Here is a 14,533-nt window from a genome sequence, read left to right as displayed (position 1 = left end):
TTTAGCAGGTGAATATTAACCAGGATTAATCCGTCCGTGTTGCCCGGTTTTTAATGATTTGTGCCACTAATACTCAAGGAATTATCTTTTTATGCTACTTAAGTGGAATGCGCCGGTATATTAACCGGCGCGTAATGATTGCGGAGGGGAATTAACCGGAGAACTGACGGAACAGGGCTTTGCCTTTCAGTAAACGAGCGCCCAGCCAGCCGCCGCACAGCGAGAGCATCACCGCCCCGCAGAGCGGCAGGATCACCCACAGCCGCCAGTCCGGCTCCCACGGGAAGTCGAATACCCGGGTTTGCAGCACCGCCAGCGCGGTTTCAGCCCCAATGGCCGCCACCAGGCCTGCCACCAGCCCCAGCAGGGCAAACTCGCTCCACAGGGTGGTGCGCAGCAGTTTTTTGCCTGCTCCCAGGGTGCGATAGACCACCAGCTCCTGATGACGCTGACGCATCCCGACCTGCACCTGCGCCAGCAGCAACAGCACGCCGCATATCGTCACCAGTACCACCATTACCTCCAGCGCCCGGCTCACCTGCTCCAGCACCTGCCCGACCTGTTTAAGGATCGCGCCGATATCCAGCAGGCTGATGGTCGGGAACTCGCGGTTAAGCTGGGTGAGCATGCCGTTGCCGTTCTCCCAGCGGAAGCTGGTCAGCCAGCTCTGAGGCTGCCCGTCCAGCGCCCCGGCAGGGAAGATAAAGAAGAAGTTCGGTCGCAGGCTCTCCCAGTCGACCTTGCGCAGGCTGGTGACCTTAGCGCTAAAGTCCTGGGTATCGCCGGTAAAGGTTACCGTATCCCCCAGCCCGACGTTGAGGCGTTTCGCCAGCCCCTCCTCCATCGACACCTCCCCCGCTTTCGGCGGCCAGCTGCCGGCGGTGATCGGATTATGGTCCGGCCGTTTATCCTGCCAGGTCAGATTGAGTTCGCGGTTAAGCGATTCATCCTTGTTGCCCTCGGTCGTCTGGCCGTTAATCTGAGTCAGACGCGCCCGCACGATGGGGTAGTACGATTCGGGGATAATCTGGTGCTCCGCGAGGAACCCCTTCAGCGGTGCGATCTGCTCCGGGGCGATGTTGATCAGGAAATAGTTCGGGCTCTCCGGCGGGAGCTGCTGTTGCCAGCGATCCAGCAGGTCGCCGCGCAGCACCAGCAGCAGCGCCAGCAGCATGAACGACAGCGAAAACGCCGACAGCTGGCTGAGGGTCGACCACGGCTGGCGCAGCAGGCGGTTCACCGCCAGACGCACCGGCAGGGATTTCACCGTCAGCCCTTTCAGGACGCTGAGCAGCATCCAGCCCAGCACGCCGCACAGCAGCGCCAGCACCACCGCCCCGGCCAGTACCGCCCACAGCAACATGCTGCCGCCCATCAGCCAGGCGAGCAGCGCCACAACCACCGCGACGATAACCGGAATGTAAAACTTCAGCGGCCAGACGCTGGCGACCACATCCCGACGCAGGACGCGCAGGGGCTGGGTTGCCAGCAGCAGGCGATACGGACGCAGCCCCACCAGCAGGGAGATAACGATCATCGCCCCGATGGCCCACAGCCACGGCCACAGACTGGCAGGCGGCAGCGCGGCAGGCAGCACCGGCTTGAGCAGCACCATCAGCACTTTTTCAAACAGCAGCCCCATCGCCCCGCCGGTGATGGCAGAGAGGGCAAGCACCATCAGCCACTGGCCGACGATCAGCTTGCGCAGCTGCGCCCGGCCCGCTCCCAGGGTTTTGAGGATCGCCACCAGGTCGTAACGGCTGCGGCAGTAGTGGCCCATCGCCACCGCCACCGCCGCTACCGCCAGCAGCAGAGTCAGCAGCGCCGAGAGCAGCAGGAACTGCTGGGATCGCTCCAGCGACTTGCCGAGCGCACCCTCTTCCTGCTCCATCCCGGACCAGCGATGCTCCGGCTTCAGCTGCGGCAGGAGCCACTTCTCGTAACTCGCTAATTGTGCGGGCGTGCCGCCAAACTTAATGCGCCAGGTGACGCGGCTCCCGGGTTGTACCGCCCCGGTGTTGGCCACATCCGCGGTGTTCATCAGCAGGCGTGGCGCCATCTGGAAGGGGTTAAATCCGGAATCGGGTTCCTGAACCACCTCCCCGGCAATTTTCAGAGTGGCATCGCCGACGTCGATGCTGTCGCCGGTTTTTAAATTCAGCAGGGCCATCAGACGCGAGGCCAGCAGCACCGTGCCCGGAGCCGGTTTCAGGCCCGGCGGGGTGGTCTGCAATTCGCCGTACAGGGGATAAAGATCATCGACGGCCTTCACGCTCGCCAGCTGCGGGGTATCGGCGGCAAAGGTCATGGTCTGGAAGCTCAGCTGCTCGCTGACCTTCAGCCCCGCTTTTCTCGCCTCCTCAAGCCACGCCTGCGGCACCTCGCGGGAGCTGCGCAGCGTCCGGTCGCCGGCCATAAACTCACGGCTTTGCTGGCTGAGTCCCTTTTCCATCCGATCGCTGACGCTGCCGAGGGCCAGCACGCAGGCCACCGCCAGGCTTAACGCCAGCCAGACGATCAGCAGCGAGGGGGAGCGCCATTCGCGCCAGAACCAGCGGGCAATCATGCTTCCTCCCGCAGTTCACCGTTCACCAGGCGCAGACGGCGGTCGCAGCGGGCCGCCAGCTGGGGGTCATGGGTGACGAGGATCAGCGTGGTGCCGTGCTCGCGGTTCAGGGAAAAGAGCAGATCGGCAATTTTATCCCCGGTCTGGCGATCGAGGTTGCCGGTGGGCTCATCGGCAAAGAGCACGTCCGGGCGGCCGTTAAATGCCCGGGCCAGCGCCACGCGCTGCTGCTCCCCGCCGGAAAGTTGCGCCGGAAGGTGATCGAGGCGTTTGCCCAGCCCCAGCTGCTCCAGCAGCGCTTTGGCACCTGCCCGGCTCTGGCCGGTACTTTCGCCGCGCAGCAGCCCCGGCAGCTCGACGTTCTCCAGCGCATTGAGGGTCGGGATCAACATAAACGACTGGAAAACAAAGCCTATGTGCTTCGCGCGCAGGGCGGCACGCGCCTCTTCATCAAGCGCATGCAGCGGTTGCCCGACCAGGTGGACCTCACCGCTGCTGCCGTCATCCAGACCGGCAAGGATCGCCAGCAGGGTGGATTTGCCGGAACCCGACTCACCAATCAGGGCGATGCTCTGCCCGCGTTTGACAATGAGTTCAACTCCGGTAAGGATGGAAAGCTCGTGCTCACCCTGACCCACGGACTTCTTAAGATGATGAACTTCAACAATGTTTTCCGCTGGCATTTGCCCTTCCTGTTTCTGATTCTGATGACATTTCGCGCCGCGGCGGCGGACACGTTATTAATTCTGGGCGACAGCCTCAGCGCGGGCTACCGGATGGCGGCCAGTGCCGCCTGGCCTGCGCTGCTGAACGATAAATGGCAGACTAAAACGACCGTTATCAACGGCAGCATCAGCGGCGATACCTCCCAACAGGGGCTTTCGCGCCTGCCTGCCCTGCTGAAACAGCATCAGCCGCGCTGGGTGCTGGTGGAACTCGGCGGCAATGACGGTCTGCGCGGCTTCCAGCCTCAACAGACCGAACAGACCCTGCGCAAAATTTTGCAGGATATTCGCGCCGCCAATGCCCAGCCGCTGTTGATGCAAATTCGTCTGCCCGCCAACTACGGTCGTCGGTATAATGAAGCCTTCAGTGCGATATATCCGAAGCTTGCCAAAGAGTTCGATGTTCCGCTGCTGCCCTTTTTTATGGAAGAGGTCTACCTGAAACCGCAGTGGATGCAGGATGACGGTATTCACCCCAATCGGGACGCACAGCCGTTTATTGCCGACTGGATGGCAACCCGGCTGGCTCCCTTAGTTAAACATGACTCGTAATTCAGCGGAGATCCTGACAGGTAAAGTTATGCAAAAATCGGTCTTAATAACAGGATGTTCCAGCGGAATTGGCCTTGAAAGCGCCCTTGAACTGAAGCGTCAGGGATTCTGGGTACTGGCCGCCTGCCGCAAACCCGAAGACGTTGAACGGATGAACGGGATGGGTTTTACCGGCGTATTGCTGGATCTGGATTGTACCGACAGCATTGAGCGCGCCGCCGAAGAGGTGATCGCCCTCACCCATAATCGTCTGTACGGGCTGTTTAATAATGCCGGTTTCGGCGTTTACGGCCCGCTGCAGACCGTCACCCGCCAGCAGCTTGAACAGCAATTTTCCGCCAACTTTTTTGGCGTCCACCAGCTCACCATGCGTCTGCTGCCTGCCATGCTGCCGCACGGCGAAGGGCGGATCGTGATGACCTCCTCGGTGATGGGGCTGATCTCCACGCCGGGACGCGGGGCTTACGCCGCCAGCAAATACGCCCTGGAAGCCTGGTCGGATGCGCTGCGCATGGAGTTGCGCCACAGCGGCATTAAGGTGAGCCTGATTGAGCCCGGCCCCATCCGCACCCGTTTTACCGACAACGTCAATCAGACCCAGGCCGACAAGCCGGTGGAAAACCCGGGTATTGCCGCACGTTTTACGCTCGGCCCGGAGGCGGTAGTCGCTAAAGTGCGCCATGCTTTTGAGAGCAAAAACCCTAAAATGCGTTATCCGGTCACCCTGGTGACCCATGCCGTCGGCCTGCTGAAGCGCCTGCTGCCCGGCCGGATGATGGACAAAATTTTACAGGGCTGAGTTGAAGCCACGCGCCGCGCCCCCATGTAAATTAAAACTCATAACCGAGAATGCCGCATGTCCGTACAGAATATTGTCAACATTACCGAAGCCAACCTGCACCAGACCCTTGAACAGTCGATGACCAAACCGGTGCTGTTCTACTTCTGGTCTGAACGTAGCCAGCACTGTCTGGAGCTGACGCCGGTGCTCGAGAAGCTTGCGGCCCAGTACAACGGTCAGTTTATTCTGGCAAAACTGGATTGCGACGCCGAGCAGATGATCGCCTCACAGTTTGGCCTGCGCGCCATCCCGACGGTGTATCTGTTCCAGAATGGTCAGCCGGTAGATGGCTTCCAGGGTCCACAGCCGGAAGAGGCGGTTCGCGCCCTGCTGGATAAAGTGCTACCGCGCGAAGATGAGCTGAAAGCGCAGCAGGCAGCAGCCCTGATGGCCGAAGGCAAACATGACGACGCCCTGCCGCTGCTGAAAGAGGCCTGGGAGCTCTCCGGTCACAACAGCGAAACCGGCCTGCTGCTGGCGGAGACGCTGATTATCCTGAAACGCTCCGAAGATGCCGAAGGCGTGCTGAAGACTATCCCTCTGCAGGATCAGGACACCCGTTATCAGGGCCTGGTGGCGCAGATTGAACTGCTGAAGCAGGCCGCGGATACCCCGGAAATTCAGCAGTTGCAGCAGCACGTCGCCGCCAACCCAGCCGACGCCGCGCTGGCCAGCCAGCTGGCCCTGCAGCTGCATCAGGTCGGTCGTAACGAAGAGGCGCTGGAACTGCTGTTCGGTCATCTGAAAACCGATCTGGCTGCCGCTGACGGTCAGGCGCGTAAAATGTTCCAGGAAATTCTGGCCGCGCTCGGCACGGGTGACTCTCTGGCCTCAACCTATCGCCGTAAGCTTTACGCCCTGCTGTACTGATCCTCTGGTCAAGTCATTCATCGGGCCCCGCCATTTTTAGCGGGGCTTTTTTATGTCTGGATCCTGCCCGCCTGGTTGATTCGGCGCGAAGTTGGCCCTGTTTGTCGGTATACTTGTGGGTAACAAACGAACAGTTGTTATCGCCACATGGAATACAAAACAGGAGGTTTTATATGTTCATCGTCATCCCCATTCTGATCTTCGTCGCGCTGGTCATTGTTGCCGCCGGGGTGAAAATCGTCCCGCAGGGCTATCAGTGGACGGTTGAGCGATTTGGTCGTTACACCAACACCTTGCAGCCCGGCTTAAGCCTGGTGGTGCCCTTCATGGACCGCATTGGTCGCAAGATCAATATGATGGAGCAGGTGCTGGATATCCCCTCCCAGGAGGTGATATCCAGGGATAACGCTAACGTCACCATCGACGCGGTCTGTTTTATTCAGGTGATTGACGCGCCAAAAGCGGCCTACGAGGTGAGCAACCTTGAACTGGCGATTATTAATTTGACCATGACCAACATCCGTACCGTGCTGGGTTCCATGGAGCTGGACGAGATGCTCTCCCAGCGCGACAGCATTAATACCCGCCTGCTGCATATCGTCGATGAAGCCACCAACCCGTGGGGCATCAAAGTCACCCGCATCGAAATTCGCGACGTGCGCCCGCCCGCAGAGTTGATCACCTCCATGAACGCCCAGATGAAGGCCGAGCGAACCAAACGCGCCTACATCCTCGAGGCGGAAGGGGTGCGCCAGGCGGAGATCCTGAAGGCCGAAGGGGAGAAACAGTCGCAGATCCTCAAAGCCGAGGGTGAACGCCAGTCCGCGTTTTTACAAGCTGAGGCCCGGGAACGTTCGGCGGAAGCGGAAGCCCGCGCCACCCAGATGGTCTCGGAGGCGATTGCCGCCGGGGATATCCAGGCGATTAACTACTTCGTGGCGCAGAAATACACCGAAGCATTGCAGCAGATCGGCTCCGCGGATAACAGCAAAGTGGTGATGATGCCGCTGGATGCCAGCAGCCTGATGGGCGCGATCGGCGGCATTGCGGAACTGATCAAAACCAGCGGCAACGAGCGCAAATTATGATCGAGACGATCGCGCTTCATCCGCATGTCTTCTGGCTGAGCCTTGGTGGCCTGCTGCTGGCGGCTGAAATGCTCGGCGGCAACGGCTACCTGCTGTGGAGCGGCGTGGCGGCGGTGATCGTCGGGCTGCTGGTCTGGGTATTGCCGTTCGACTGGGCGTGGCAGGGGGCGCTGTTTGCCGTGCTGACCCTGACGGCCGCCTGGCTCTGGTGGCGCTGGCTCTCAAGGCAGGTGCGCAGGCAAAAACCCGCCGATGCCCGCCTCAACCAGCGCGGACAGCAGCTGGTGGGGATGCAGTTTACCCTGGATACCGCCCTGGTGAACGGGCGCGGTCATATGCGCGTCGGCGACAGCTCGTGGCCGGTCATTGCCGAGGACGATCTCAGCCCCGGCACCAAAGTTGAAGTTGTGGCTGTCGAAGGGATCACCCTTCGCATCCGGGCCCTTTCCCGATAAGAACAGGAATAGCATGATGGTCAGGAAGACAACGCTGGCAATCAGCGTTAGCGCATTACTGGCGAGCGCCGCCCCGGCATTCGCCTCCTTTGATATGGAAGACTGCAACTGGAGCGATGAGCACTGCCTGCTGAAAGGCGATCCGGTGCTGATCCCTGGTAACGACTCCCGCGACAATCTGCTGCGTCTGCTGAGCGAAGCCAAATCCTTCGCCCTGCCGGTGCAGTCGATGCCTGCGGATATCACCCGCTCCCGGGATGTCTACTTTGCTTACCACCCGGAGTGGGATGACGTCGATGCCCCGGCCGCCGCAGCGGCGGATAAACCGGCCGAACAGAGCCTTCTCACGAAGCAGCTGGCCGCGTTGCAGCTTGAGCCCGTCGAAACCCATCAGGACGGCGAGCAGGAAAACCGCTTCGTCTCAAACAGTGCCGACAGCCTCAGCCAGTTTTTTGCCGCGCTGCTGGCCGACGATTCCCTGACGGCTGAGCAGCGCCATGCCCTGGGCCAGGCGCGTCTGGGGCTCTACGCGGGTGCCACCGATGAGCAGATTTCCGCCGCCCTGGCGACGCTCCCGGCGGGATCCTCTGCCCTGCTGTATAAAACCTATCTGACCGGAGCGGCCCATTTTTATGCCGGGGATTACGCGGGTGCGGATCGGGCCTTTACCTCGCTTGTCGACAGCGATCGTCCGTGGCTGGCAGAGACCGCCAGCTATATGCTGATGCGCACCGCGTTGAACAAAAGCAGCCAGAACAGCATGGGCGAGTACGGCGATTTTGATATCGATCGCATCGACCGCCCGGCCGCTGAACAGGCGCAGAAAGCCGCCCAGGCCTATCTCCAGCGCTGGCCGGAGGGGCGTTATGCTGAGTCGGCGCGTGGCATGCTGCGTCGCATCAACTGGTATCTGCAGGCCTGGCCGCAGCTGGCGGGTCTGTATGAGCAGCGGTTCCAGCAGGCTGGCGATGCAAAGGCGCTGCGTGGGCTGGTAATTGAATACGATAATGTCTACGGCATGCAGTTCAACGGTCGCGCCGTGCGGGAGGCCTTCCCCGACGCGCCGCTGATCAGCTATATCGAACTGCTGCGCGCCCTTCGCCTGAACAGCGACGAGAAACCGACCCTGACCCAGGAGGATCTCAACGCCAGCAAACCGGCGTTTGAACAGAGCGGCAAGCTGGCGCTGTGGCGCAATCTACAGTTGAACCTGTGGCAGGCGACGGGTAACCAGGCCGCTATTCTTCAGGCCGTCAAACCGGCGGAAAAACTCCCGACGCACGACATTCTCGCCTTCAGCGAGCAGGTGCTGTACGGCGACGCGCTGATGGCGCAGAAGCAGTGGCCCGCAGCGCGCGATTTCTGGCTGAAACTGCTGAAGCTCAGCCAGGATGCTGAACAGCAGCAGTATGTACAGGCCAGACTGGCGGCGACCCTGGTCTTTAGCGGCAATACCGAGGCGATTTTTGCTCCGGATAGCGCCGTCACCAGTCTGCGTTATCGCTCCCGGGTGCTGAAAGCCGTGGCCTCGCCTGAGCGGTTACGCCAGCAGGCCAGCGAGGGGCCCAACAACGAAGAGCGCACCATTGCGCTGCATACCCTGCTGGTGCGCGATTTGACGGAGAACCGCTTTAGCGACTGGTTAAATGACAGAAAGCTCGCCAGCGCCATAACGTCACCCGTGGTGGGCAAGGCCTTTGACGATGTTAACCTGAGCACCTTCGACTGGAACGGTGAGGCCGCCGAAGCCGGTTACGTCTGCCGTAGTCTGGATAAAACCGTGCAGGTTCTCAGCCAGAACGCCAAAGATGCCCATGCCCTGAACTGTCTGGGCGAGTTCTTCCGCACCTCGAATACCCATGTCGATCTGTGGAAAGACAGCGCTGGCAACGTCGTGCTGGAAGCGGCGATCCACCGCAAAGCACCCTACGGGCAGTTCAACAGACAGGCTTACTACCAGCAGGTCATCGCTTCACCGAAGGCGGAGCATGAAGATAAGAGCTACGCGCTCTATCGGGCCATCATGTGTTACGCCCCGTCCGGCTATAACGAGTGTGGCGGACCAGAGGTGGAAAAAGCCCAGCGCAAAGGCTGGTTCTCGCAGTTGAAAACGCAGTATCCGGGCAGTCCGTGGGCGCAAAAACTCAAATACTACTGGTAGCCGCGCTGCTGGCCGGACAGGCGCAGGCGGCGGATATCGTCACCGCCCGGGAGCACCCTGCTTTCTGGCTCTGGTCGGGGGTGAAGGCCAGCGACGCGTTGCAAGCGGCGCAAACGGTCTATCTCCATCAGGGTGAAGTGCTGGCCCGGCCGAATGAGGTGGTGTTTCAGCGCCTCGGCCTGCCGGTCAGCCGCCTGACCTTTCCCTCCATCTGGCTGACCGTGCGCTTTACCACCCTTGAGGTGCCGCCAGCCATCGTGCCGAGAATTGTCCGCCTGATGCAGCGCTGGCAGGCTGCCGGGAATCAGGTGGTGGGTTTGCAGGTCGATTTTGATGCCGCAACCCACCAGCTGGCAGACTACGCGCGCTTTTTACAGCAATTACGCCAGCAGCTGCCGCCCGAGTTTTCCCTGGGGGTGACCGGGCTGCTGGACTGGGCGAAAACCGGGGATGTCGCCACGCTGAACGCGCTGGCGGTGGATGAGCTGGTGATCCAGAGCTATCAGGGCCGCCATACGGTAGAGAATTATCAGGCCTATCTGCCCGCGCTCTCCCGGCTGCGCATTCCGTTTAAGCTCGGGCTGGTCCAGGACGGCAAACGGGATCGCCAGGCCGAAGCGCAGCTCCAGCGCTCCCCCTGGTATCGCGGGACGGTGGTGTTTATGCTCAACCCGGCGCGCGGTTAGGCCTTCGCCTTGCGGTGGCAGCAACCGGAGAGGTTGTCGATGATCGGGCAGTCGGCGCTCTCATCCCCCGGGCAGCTTTCGGCCAGCGCCAGCAGCTGGTCGCGCATCGCCTGTAATTCCAGGATATGACGTTCGATTTCGGCCACCTTCTCCAGGGTCCGGCTTTTCACATCGGCGCTGTGCCGGGCGGGATCGTTAAACAGGTTCACCAGGTCGCCGCACTCATCCAGATTGAACCCCACCTGACGGGCCTGGCGCAGCAGCGTCAGTTCATCGAGGTGCTTTTGCGTATAGCTCCGGTAGCCGTTCTCACTGCGCAGCGGCGGCGTCACCAGCCCCTTCTCTTCGTAAAAGCGGATCGCTTTGCTGGTTAAGCCGGTTTTTTTGGCAACATCACTGATATTCACGTTTCCCCCTTGACCTTCCCCTTGATGGAAGGTTTAACCTTCATAACAGTTAGATGAAAGTGTCCCTCCGGTCAATATCTGGCTGGAGATTTATAAGGAGTATTCGTATGTCTCACACCATCGATCTGACACTGGACGGCCTCTCCTGCGGCCACTGTGTCAAACGCGTCAAAGAGAGTCTGGAGCAACGCCCGGACGTTGATACCGCAGAGGTCACCATCGACCACGCCGCCGTGACCGGCAGCGCCAGCGCCGATGCCCTGATCGACACCATTAAACAGGCCGGTTACGGCGCGGTGTTAAGCCACCCAAAGACTGATCCGCTGACAGCGTCAACAACGCCGTCGGAAGCACTGACAGCGGCCCCCTCTGAGCTTCCGGCAGCTCACGACAGTGATGACAGCCAACAGCTGTTGATCAACGGCATGAGCTGCGCCAGCTGCGTGACCCGGGTCCAGAACGCCCTCCAGGCGGTACCGGGTGTGGCACAGGCACGGGTCAACCTGGCGGAACGCACTGCGCTGATTATGGGCAGTGCCTCCGCCGCTGATTTAGTCCAGGCCGTTGAAAAAGCGGGCTACGGTGCCGAGGCGATTGAAGACGACCTCAAGCGCCGGGAGCGCCAGCAGGAGACCGCCATCGCCACCATGAAACGTTTTCGCTGGCAGGCGATTGTTGCCCTGCTGGTGGGGATCCCGGTGATGGGCTGGGGAATGCTCGGCGACAACATGATGGTCACCGACGACAACCGCACCCTGTGGCTGGCGATCGGCATTCTCACCCTCGGGGTGATGATCGTCGCCGGCGGCCATTTTTATACCAGCGCCTGGAAGAGCCTGAAAAACCGCACCGCCACCATGGACACGCTGGTGGCGCTGGGTACTGGCGCGGCGTGGCTCTACTCGATGAGCGTTAACCTCTGGCCGCAGTGGTTCCCGATGGAAGCCCGCCACCTCTATTATGAAGCCAGCGCGATGATTATCGGCCTGATTAACCTCGGCCATATGCTGGAGGCGCGGGCCCGTCAGCGCTCCTCGAAAGCGCTGGAAAGATTGCTCGATTTAACCCCGCCGACCGCCCGGGTGGTGACGGAAAATGGTGAACAGAACCTGCCCCTGGCGGAGGTTCAGGCCGGGATGATCCTGCGCCTCACCACTGGCGATCGCGTCCCGGTAGACGGGGAGATCACCCAGGGCGAAGCCTGGTTTGACGAAGCGATGCTTACCGGCGAACCGGTGCCGCAGCAGAAAAGCGACGGAGAGAGCATCCACGCCGGTACGGTGGTGCAGGATGGCAGCGTGCTGTTCCGCGCCAGCGCGGTCGGCAGCCACACCACCCTGTCGCGCATCATCCGTATGGTGCGCCAGGCCCAGAGCAGCAAGCCGGAGATCGGCAAGCTGGCAGATAAGATTTCCGCCATCTTCGTGCCGGTGGTGGTGGGGATTGCCCTGTTCAGCGCCGCTATCTGGTACTTCTTTGGCCCCGCGCCACAGATCGTCTACACCCTGGTGATCGCCACCACGGTGCTGATCATCGCCTGTCCGTGTGCCCTAGGGCTGGCGACGCCGATGTCGATTATCTCCGGCGTGGGTCGTGCCGCGGAGTCCGGCGTGCTGGTGCGTGATGCCGACGCCCTGCAGCGCGCCAGCACCCTGGATACGCTGGTGTTTGATAAAACCGGGACCCTCACCGAGGGTAAACCGCAGGTGGTTGCCGTCGAGACGACGGGTGGGATTGATGCCGCCGAGGCCCTGCGCCTGGCCGCCGCGCTCGAACAAGGTTCCAGTCACCCGCTGGCGCGGGCCATTCTGGAGAAAGCGGACACAGTGTTACCGCAGGTAAGTAACTTCCGTACCCTGCGCGGGCTGGGGGTCAGCGGAGAGGTCGATGGCCATGCGCTGCTGTTGGGCAACCAGGCCCTGCTGGCAGAAAACGGCATCGACACCGGGGCGCTGGATGCGCAGCTGCAGGCCCATGCCGCTCAGGGCGCCACCCCGGTACTGCTGGCGGTGGAGGGTCACATCGCGGCGCTGTTTGCCGTTCGCGATCCGCTGCGCGCTGACAGCGTTAGCGCACTGCAACGCCTGCACCGCGCGGGCTATCGTCTGGTGATGCTCACCGGTGACAACGCCGTCACCGCTCAGGCTATCGCCCGCGAGGCCGGTATTGATGAGGTGATCGCCGGAGTGTTGCCGGATGGCAAAGCGGACGCAATCATCAAATTGCAGGGCCAGGGTCGCCAGGTGGCGATGATTGGCGACGGCATTAACGACGCCCCGGCGCTGGCCCAGGCGGATGTCGGGATTGCGATGGGCGGCGGCAGTGATGTGGCTATCGAAACGGCGGCTATTACCCTGATGCGCCACAGCCTGATGGGGGTGGCCGACGCGCTCGCTATCTCGAAAGCCACCCTGCGCAACATGAAGCAGAACCTGCTGGGGGCCTTTGTCTATAACGTCATCGGCATTCCAGTCGCCGCCGGGATCCTCTGGCCGCTGACCGGAACGCTGCTCAACCCGGTGGTGGCGGGTGCCGCGATGGCCCTCTCCTCGATTACCGTGGTGAGCAATGCCAACCGCCTGCTGCGCTTTAAACCTAAAGAGTAACAAGGTGCATAAGACAAGGACGTCTTGCACCGCCCTTCCCCACGCGCTAGCATGAATTTTTCCCTTCATGGAGCGCGTATGAGTCTGTTTCAACGTATAAAAGCATCGTTTCGCGCCCTGTTCCCCCGCCGCTATCGCTGGCCGGGCCTCGATATTTCCCTGCCCGGCGGGCAGCATCTGCATCTGGTCGGCAGCATCCATATGGGCACCCGGGATATGTCTCCTCTACCCGAGGGGCTGATCGCCAGGCTGCGTCACGCCGATGCGCTGATCGTGGAAGCGGATATCTCAGGTAATGAGTCGCCCTTTGAGGGGCTGGCGATCCCGCCTCCGCTGAATGAGCGTCTCAGCGCCAGTCAGCTGGCGGAGCTGGAGCGGCTTGCCGACGAGCTGGGGTTATCGCTGTCCATGCTGGAGAGCCAGCCGCTGTGGCAGATCGCGATGGTGTTGCAGGCCACCCAGGCACAGCGTCTGGGGCTGCGGGGGGATTACGGCATTGATTATCAGCTGTTGAATGCCGCACGCGCGCAGCAGCTGCCCATTATCGAGCTGGAAGGGGCCGACAGTCAGATTGCCCTGCTGCGCCAGATGCCGAACGACGGGTTACTGCTGCTGGAAGATACCCTGACTCACTGGCATACCAACGCGCGCCTGCTGCAGACTATGGTGAGCTGGTGGCTGGATTCGCCCCCTGTCGTCGACAGGCTGGCGCTCCCGGCGACCTTCAGCGAATCGCTGTATGACGTGCTTATGCACGAGCGTAACCAGGCGTGGTGCGAGAAGCTGCACGCGCTGCCTGCGGGACGCTATGTGGTGGCGGTGGGGGCATTACATTTATACGGCGAGGGAAATTTGCCGTCGTTGCTGAGATAAAAAAGTGGCCAATATTTCTATTGGCCCGTCAAAGAGGAATTTCATCGTTGTTATTATGCCGGAGGAGACCCCCGGTTGAGCCGATTGTCGCTCAAAGTGACCATCACTGCCAACACTATATGCGCAAGATGGTGCTATTTTTTAGCCTCTTCTGAGGCGTATGCTTAGGGCGTTTATTGTCCGGGCTAAGAAGGATTGCTATGACTCCCGCCGTTAAATTACTCGAAAAAAACAAAATCACTTTCCGGATCCATACCTACGACCACGATCCGAACGAAACCAATTTTGGCGATGAAGTGGTGCGTAAGCTGGGGCTGAATGCCGACCAGGTTTATAAAACTCTGCTGGTAGCGGTCAATGGCGATATGAAGCATCTCGCCGTCGCGGTGACGCCGGTTGCCGGACAGCTGGATCTCAAGAAGGTCGCAAAGGCGCTGGGCGCCAAAAAAGTGGATATGGCCGACCCGATGGTGGCCCAGCGCACAACCGGGTATCTGGTGGGGGGAATTAGCCCGCTGGGGCAGAAAAAGCGCCTGCCGACGCTGATTGATGCGCCCTCTCAGACTTTTGAGACGATCTATATTTCGGGCGGCAAGCGCGGGCTGGATATTGAGCTGGCGGCCAGCGATCTGGCCAGAATGCTCGATGCGCAGTTTGCGGATATTGCGCGTCGGGAGTAAAAAGCACCGGGTGGCGGCTTCGC

At 61.0% G+C, this 14,533-nt stretch carries 13 protein-coding genes; 10 read left to right on the top strand and 3 right to left on the bottom strand.

The window, feature by feature from the left end:
• Positions 1–151: 151 nt before the first annotated feature.
• Positions 152–2,566, bottom strand: coding sequence for a putative ABC transporter permease subunit YbbP (gene ybbP / locus SOM40_RS05325; protein ID WP_320530642.1), 2,415 nt, complete (start codon positions 2,564–2,566; stop codon positions 152–154).
• On the bottom strand, positions 2,563–3,249 hold the full coding sequence (gene ybbA / locus SOM40_RS05320; RefSeq protein WP_262672392.1) for a putative ABC transporter ATP-binding protein YbbA: 687 nt from the start codon (positions 3,247–3,249) through the stop codon (positions 2,563–2,565). Before ybbA ends, ybbP begins: the two co-directional genes overlap by 4 nt.
• On the opposite strand from ybbA, the gene tesA reads away from it, so the two are divergent.
• The 7 genes from tesA to SOM40_RS05285 all read left to right on the top strand — a co-directional run bounded on the left by tesA (position 3,220) and on the right by SOM40_RS05285 (position 9,944).
• Positions 3,220–3,843, top strand: a complete 624-nt coding sequence (gene tesA, locus SOM40_RS05315; RefSeq protein ID WP_505311353.1) for a multifunctional acyl-CoA thioesterase I/protease I/lysophospholipase L1 — start codon at positions 3,220–3,222, stop codon at positions 3,841–3,843. The two genes, ybbA and tesA, sit on opposite strands and share 30 nt — an antisense overlap.
• On the top strand, positions 3,833–4,642 hold the full coding sequence (locus tag SOM40_RS05310) for an SDR family oxidoreductase (protein ID WP_166181762.1): 810 nt from the start codon (positions 3,833–3,835) through the stop codon (positions 4,640–4,642). The genes tesA and SOM40_RS05310 overlap by 11 nt, the downstream gene beginning before the upstream one ends.
• Before the next feature lie 57 nt (positions 4,643–4,699).
• On the top strand, positions 4,700–5,554 hold the full coding sequence (locus SOM40_RS05305) for a co-chaperone YbbN (RefSeq protein ID WP_106992213.1): 855 nt from the start codon (positions 4,700–4,702) through the stop codon (positions 5,552–5,554).
• 173 nt (positions 5,555–5,727) lie between these two features.
• Positions 5,728–6,642: an SPFH domain-containing protein gene (locus SOM40_RS05300; protein WP_106992212.1), complete on the top strand. Its 915-nt coding sequence runs from the start codon at positions 5,728–5,730 to the stop codon at positions 6,640–6,642.
• Positions 6,639–7,097 carry an NfeD family protein gene (locus SOM40_RS05295; protein WP_261642010.1) on the top strand — a complete coding sequence of 153 codons (459 nt, stop codon included), beginning with the start codon at positions 6,639–6,641 and terminating at the stop codon, positions 7,095–7,097. Before SOM40_RS05300 ends, SOM40_RS05295 begins: the two co-directional genes overlap by 4 nt.
• 16 nt (positions 7,098–7,113) lie before the next feature.
• On the top strand, positions 7,114–9,258 hold the full coding sequence (locus SOM40_RS05290) for a PA5441 family protein (RefSeq protein ID WP_320530675.1): 2,145 nt from the start codon (positions 7,114–7,116) through the stop codon (positions 9,256–9,258).
• Entirely contained in the window at positions 9,228–9,944 is a 717-nt protein-coding gene (locus tag SOM40_RS05285; RefSeq protein WP_320530641.1) for a DUF3142 domain-containing protein, read from the top strand. Before SOM40_RS05290 ends, SOM40_RS05285 begins: the two co-directional genes overlap by 31 nt.
• Here SOM40_RS05285 and cueR read toward each other — a convergent pair.
• Positions 9,941–10,351: a Cu(I)-responsive transcriptional regulator gene (gene cueR / locus SOM40_RS05280; protein ID WP_106992209.1), complete on the bottom strand. Its 411-nt coding sequence runs from the start codon at positions 10,349–10,351 to the stop codon at positions 9,941–9,943. The genes SOM40_RS05285 and cueR overlap by 4 nt on opposite strands.
• Before the next feature lie 107 nt (positions 10,352–10,458).
• On the opposite strand from cueR, the gene copA reads away from it, so the two are divergent.
• The 3 genes from copA (at position 10,459) to ybaK (ending at position 14,510) form a co-directional block, all read left to right on the top strand.
• On the top strand, positions 10,459–12,957 hold the full coding sequence (copA, locus tag SOM40_RS05275) for a copper-exporting P-type ATPase CopA (RefSeq protein ID WP_320530640.1): 2,499 nt from the start codon (positions 10,459–10,461) through the stop codon (positions 12,955–12,957).
• Positions 12,958–13,035: 78 nt separating this feature from the next.
• Entirely contained in the window at positions 13,036–13,830 is a 795-nt protein-coding gene (locus tag SOM40_RS05270) for a TraB/GumN family protein (protein WP_106992207.1), read from the top strand.
• 200 nt (positions 13,831–14,030) lie between these two features.
• Positions 14,031–14,510 carry a Cys-tRNA(Pro)/Cys-tRNA(Cys) deacylase YbaK gene (gene ybaK, locus SOM40_RS05265; RefSeq protein WP_166181757.1) on the top strand — a complete coding sequence of 160 codons (480 nt, stop codon included), beginning with the start codon at positions 14,031–14,033 and terminating at the stop codon, positions 14,508–14,510.
• Positions 14,511–14,533 lie beyond the last annotated feature (23 nt).

It is taken from the genome of Leclercia sp. CFBP8987 (genome assembly GCF_034044995.2).
GTDB lineage: Bacteria > Pseudomonadota > Gammaproteobacteria > Enterobacterales > Enterobacteriaceae > Enterobacter > Enterobacter tamurae.
The sequence above is the reverse complement of the archived record's forward strand: the minus strand, read 5'-3'. Positions and strand labels throughout refer to the sequence as shown.

Bases quoted from the DNA above. Each gene is read 5' to 3' on its own strand.
- ybbP (WP_320530642.1), bottom strand. From the start codon at position 2,566: ATGATTGCCCGCTGGTTCTGGCGCGAATGGCGCTCCCCCTCGCTGCTG.
- tesA (WP_505311353.1), top strand. From the start codon at position 3,220: ATGAACTTCAACAATGTTTTCCGCTGGCATTTGCCCTTCCTGTTTCTG.
- ybbA (WP_262672392.1), bottom strand. From the start codon at position 3,249: ATGCCAGCGGAAAACATTGTTGAAGTTCATCATCTTAAGAAGTCCGTG.
- SOM40_RS05310 (WP_166181762.1), top strand. From the start codon at position 3,833: ATGACTCGTAATTCAGCGGAGATCCTGACAGGTAAAGTTATGCAAAAA.
- SOM40_RS05305 (WP_106992213.1), top strand. From the start codon at position 4,700: ATGTCCGTACAGAATATTGTCAACATTACCGAAGCCAACCTGCACCAG.
- SOM40_RS05300 (WP_106992212.1), top strand. From the start codon at position 5,728: ATGTTCATCGTCATCCCCATTCTGATCTTCGTCGCGCTGGTCATTGTT.
- SOM40_RS05295 (WP_261642010.1), top strand. From the start codon at position 6,639: ATGATCGAGACGATCGCGCTTCATCCGCATGTCTTCTGGCTGAGCCTT.
- SOM40_RS05290 (WP_320530675.1), top strand. From the start codon at position 7,114: ATGGTCAGGAAGACAACGCTGGCAATCAGCGTTAGCGCATTACTGGCG.
- copA (WP_320530640.1), top strand. From the start codon at position 10,459: ATGTCTCACACCATCGATCTGACACTGGACGGCCTCTCCTGCGGCCAC.
- SOM40_RS05270 (WP_106992207.1), top strand. From the start codon at position 13,036: ATGAGTCTGTTTCAACGTATAAAAGCATCGTTTCGCGCCCTGTTCCCC.
- ybaK (WP_166181757.1), top strand. From the start codon at position 14,031: ATGACTCCCGCCGTTAAATTACTCGAAAAAAACAAAATCACTTTCCGG.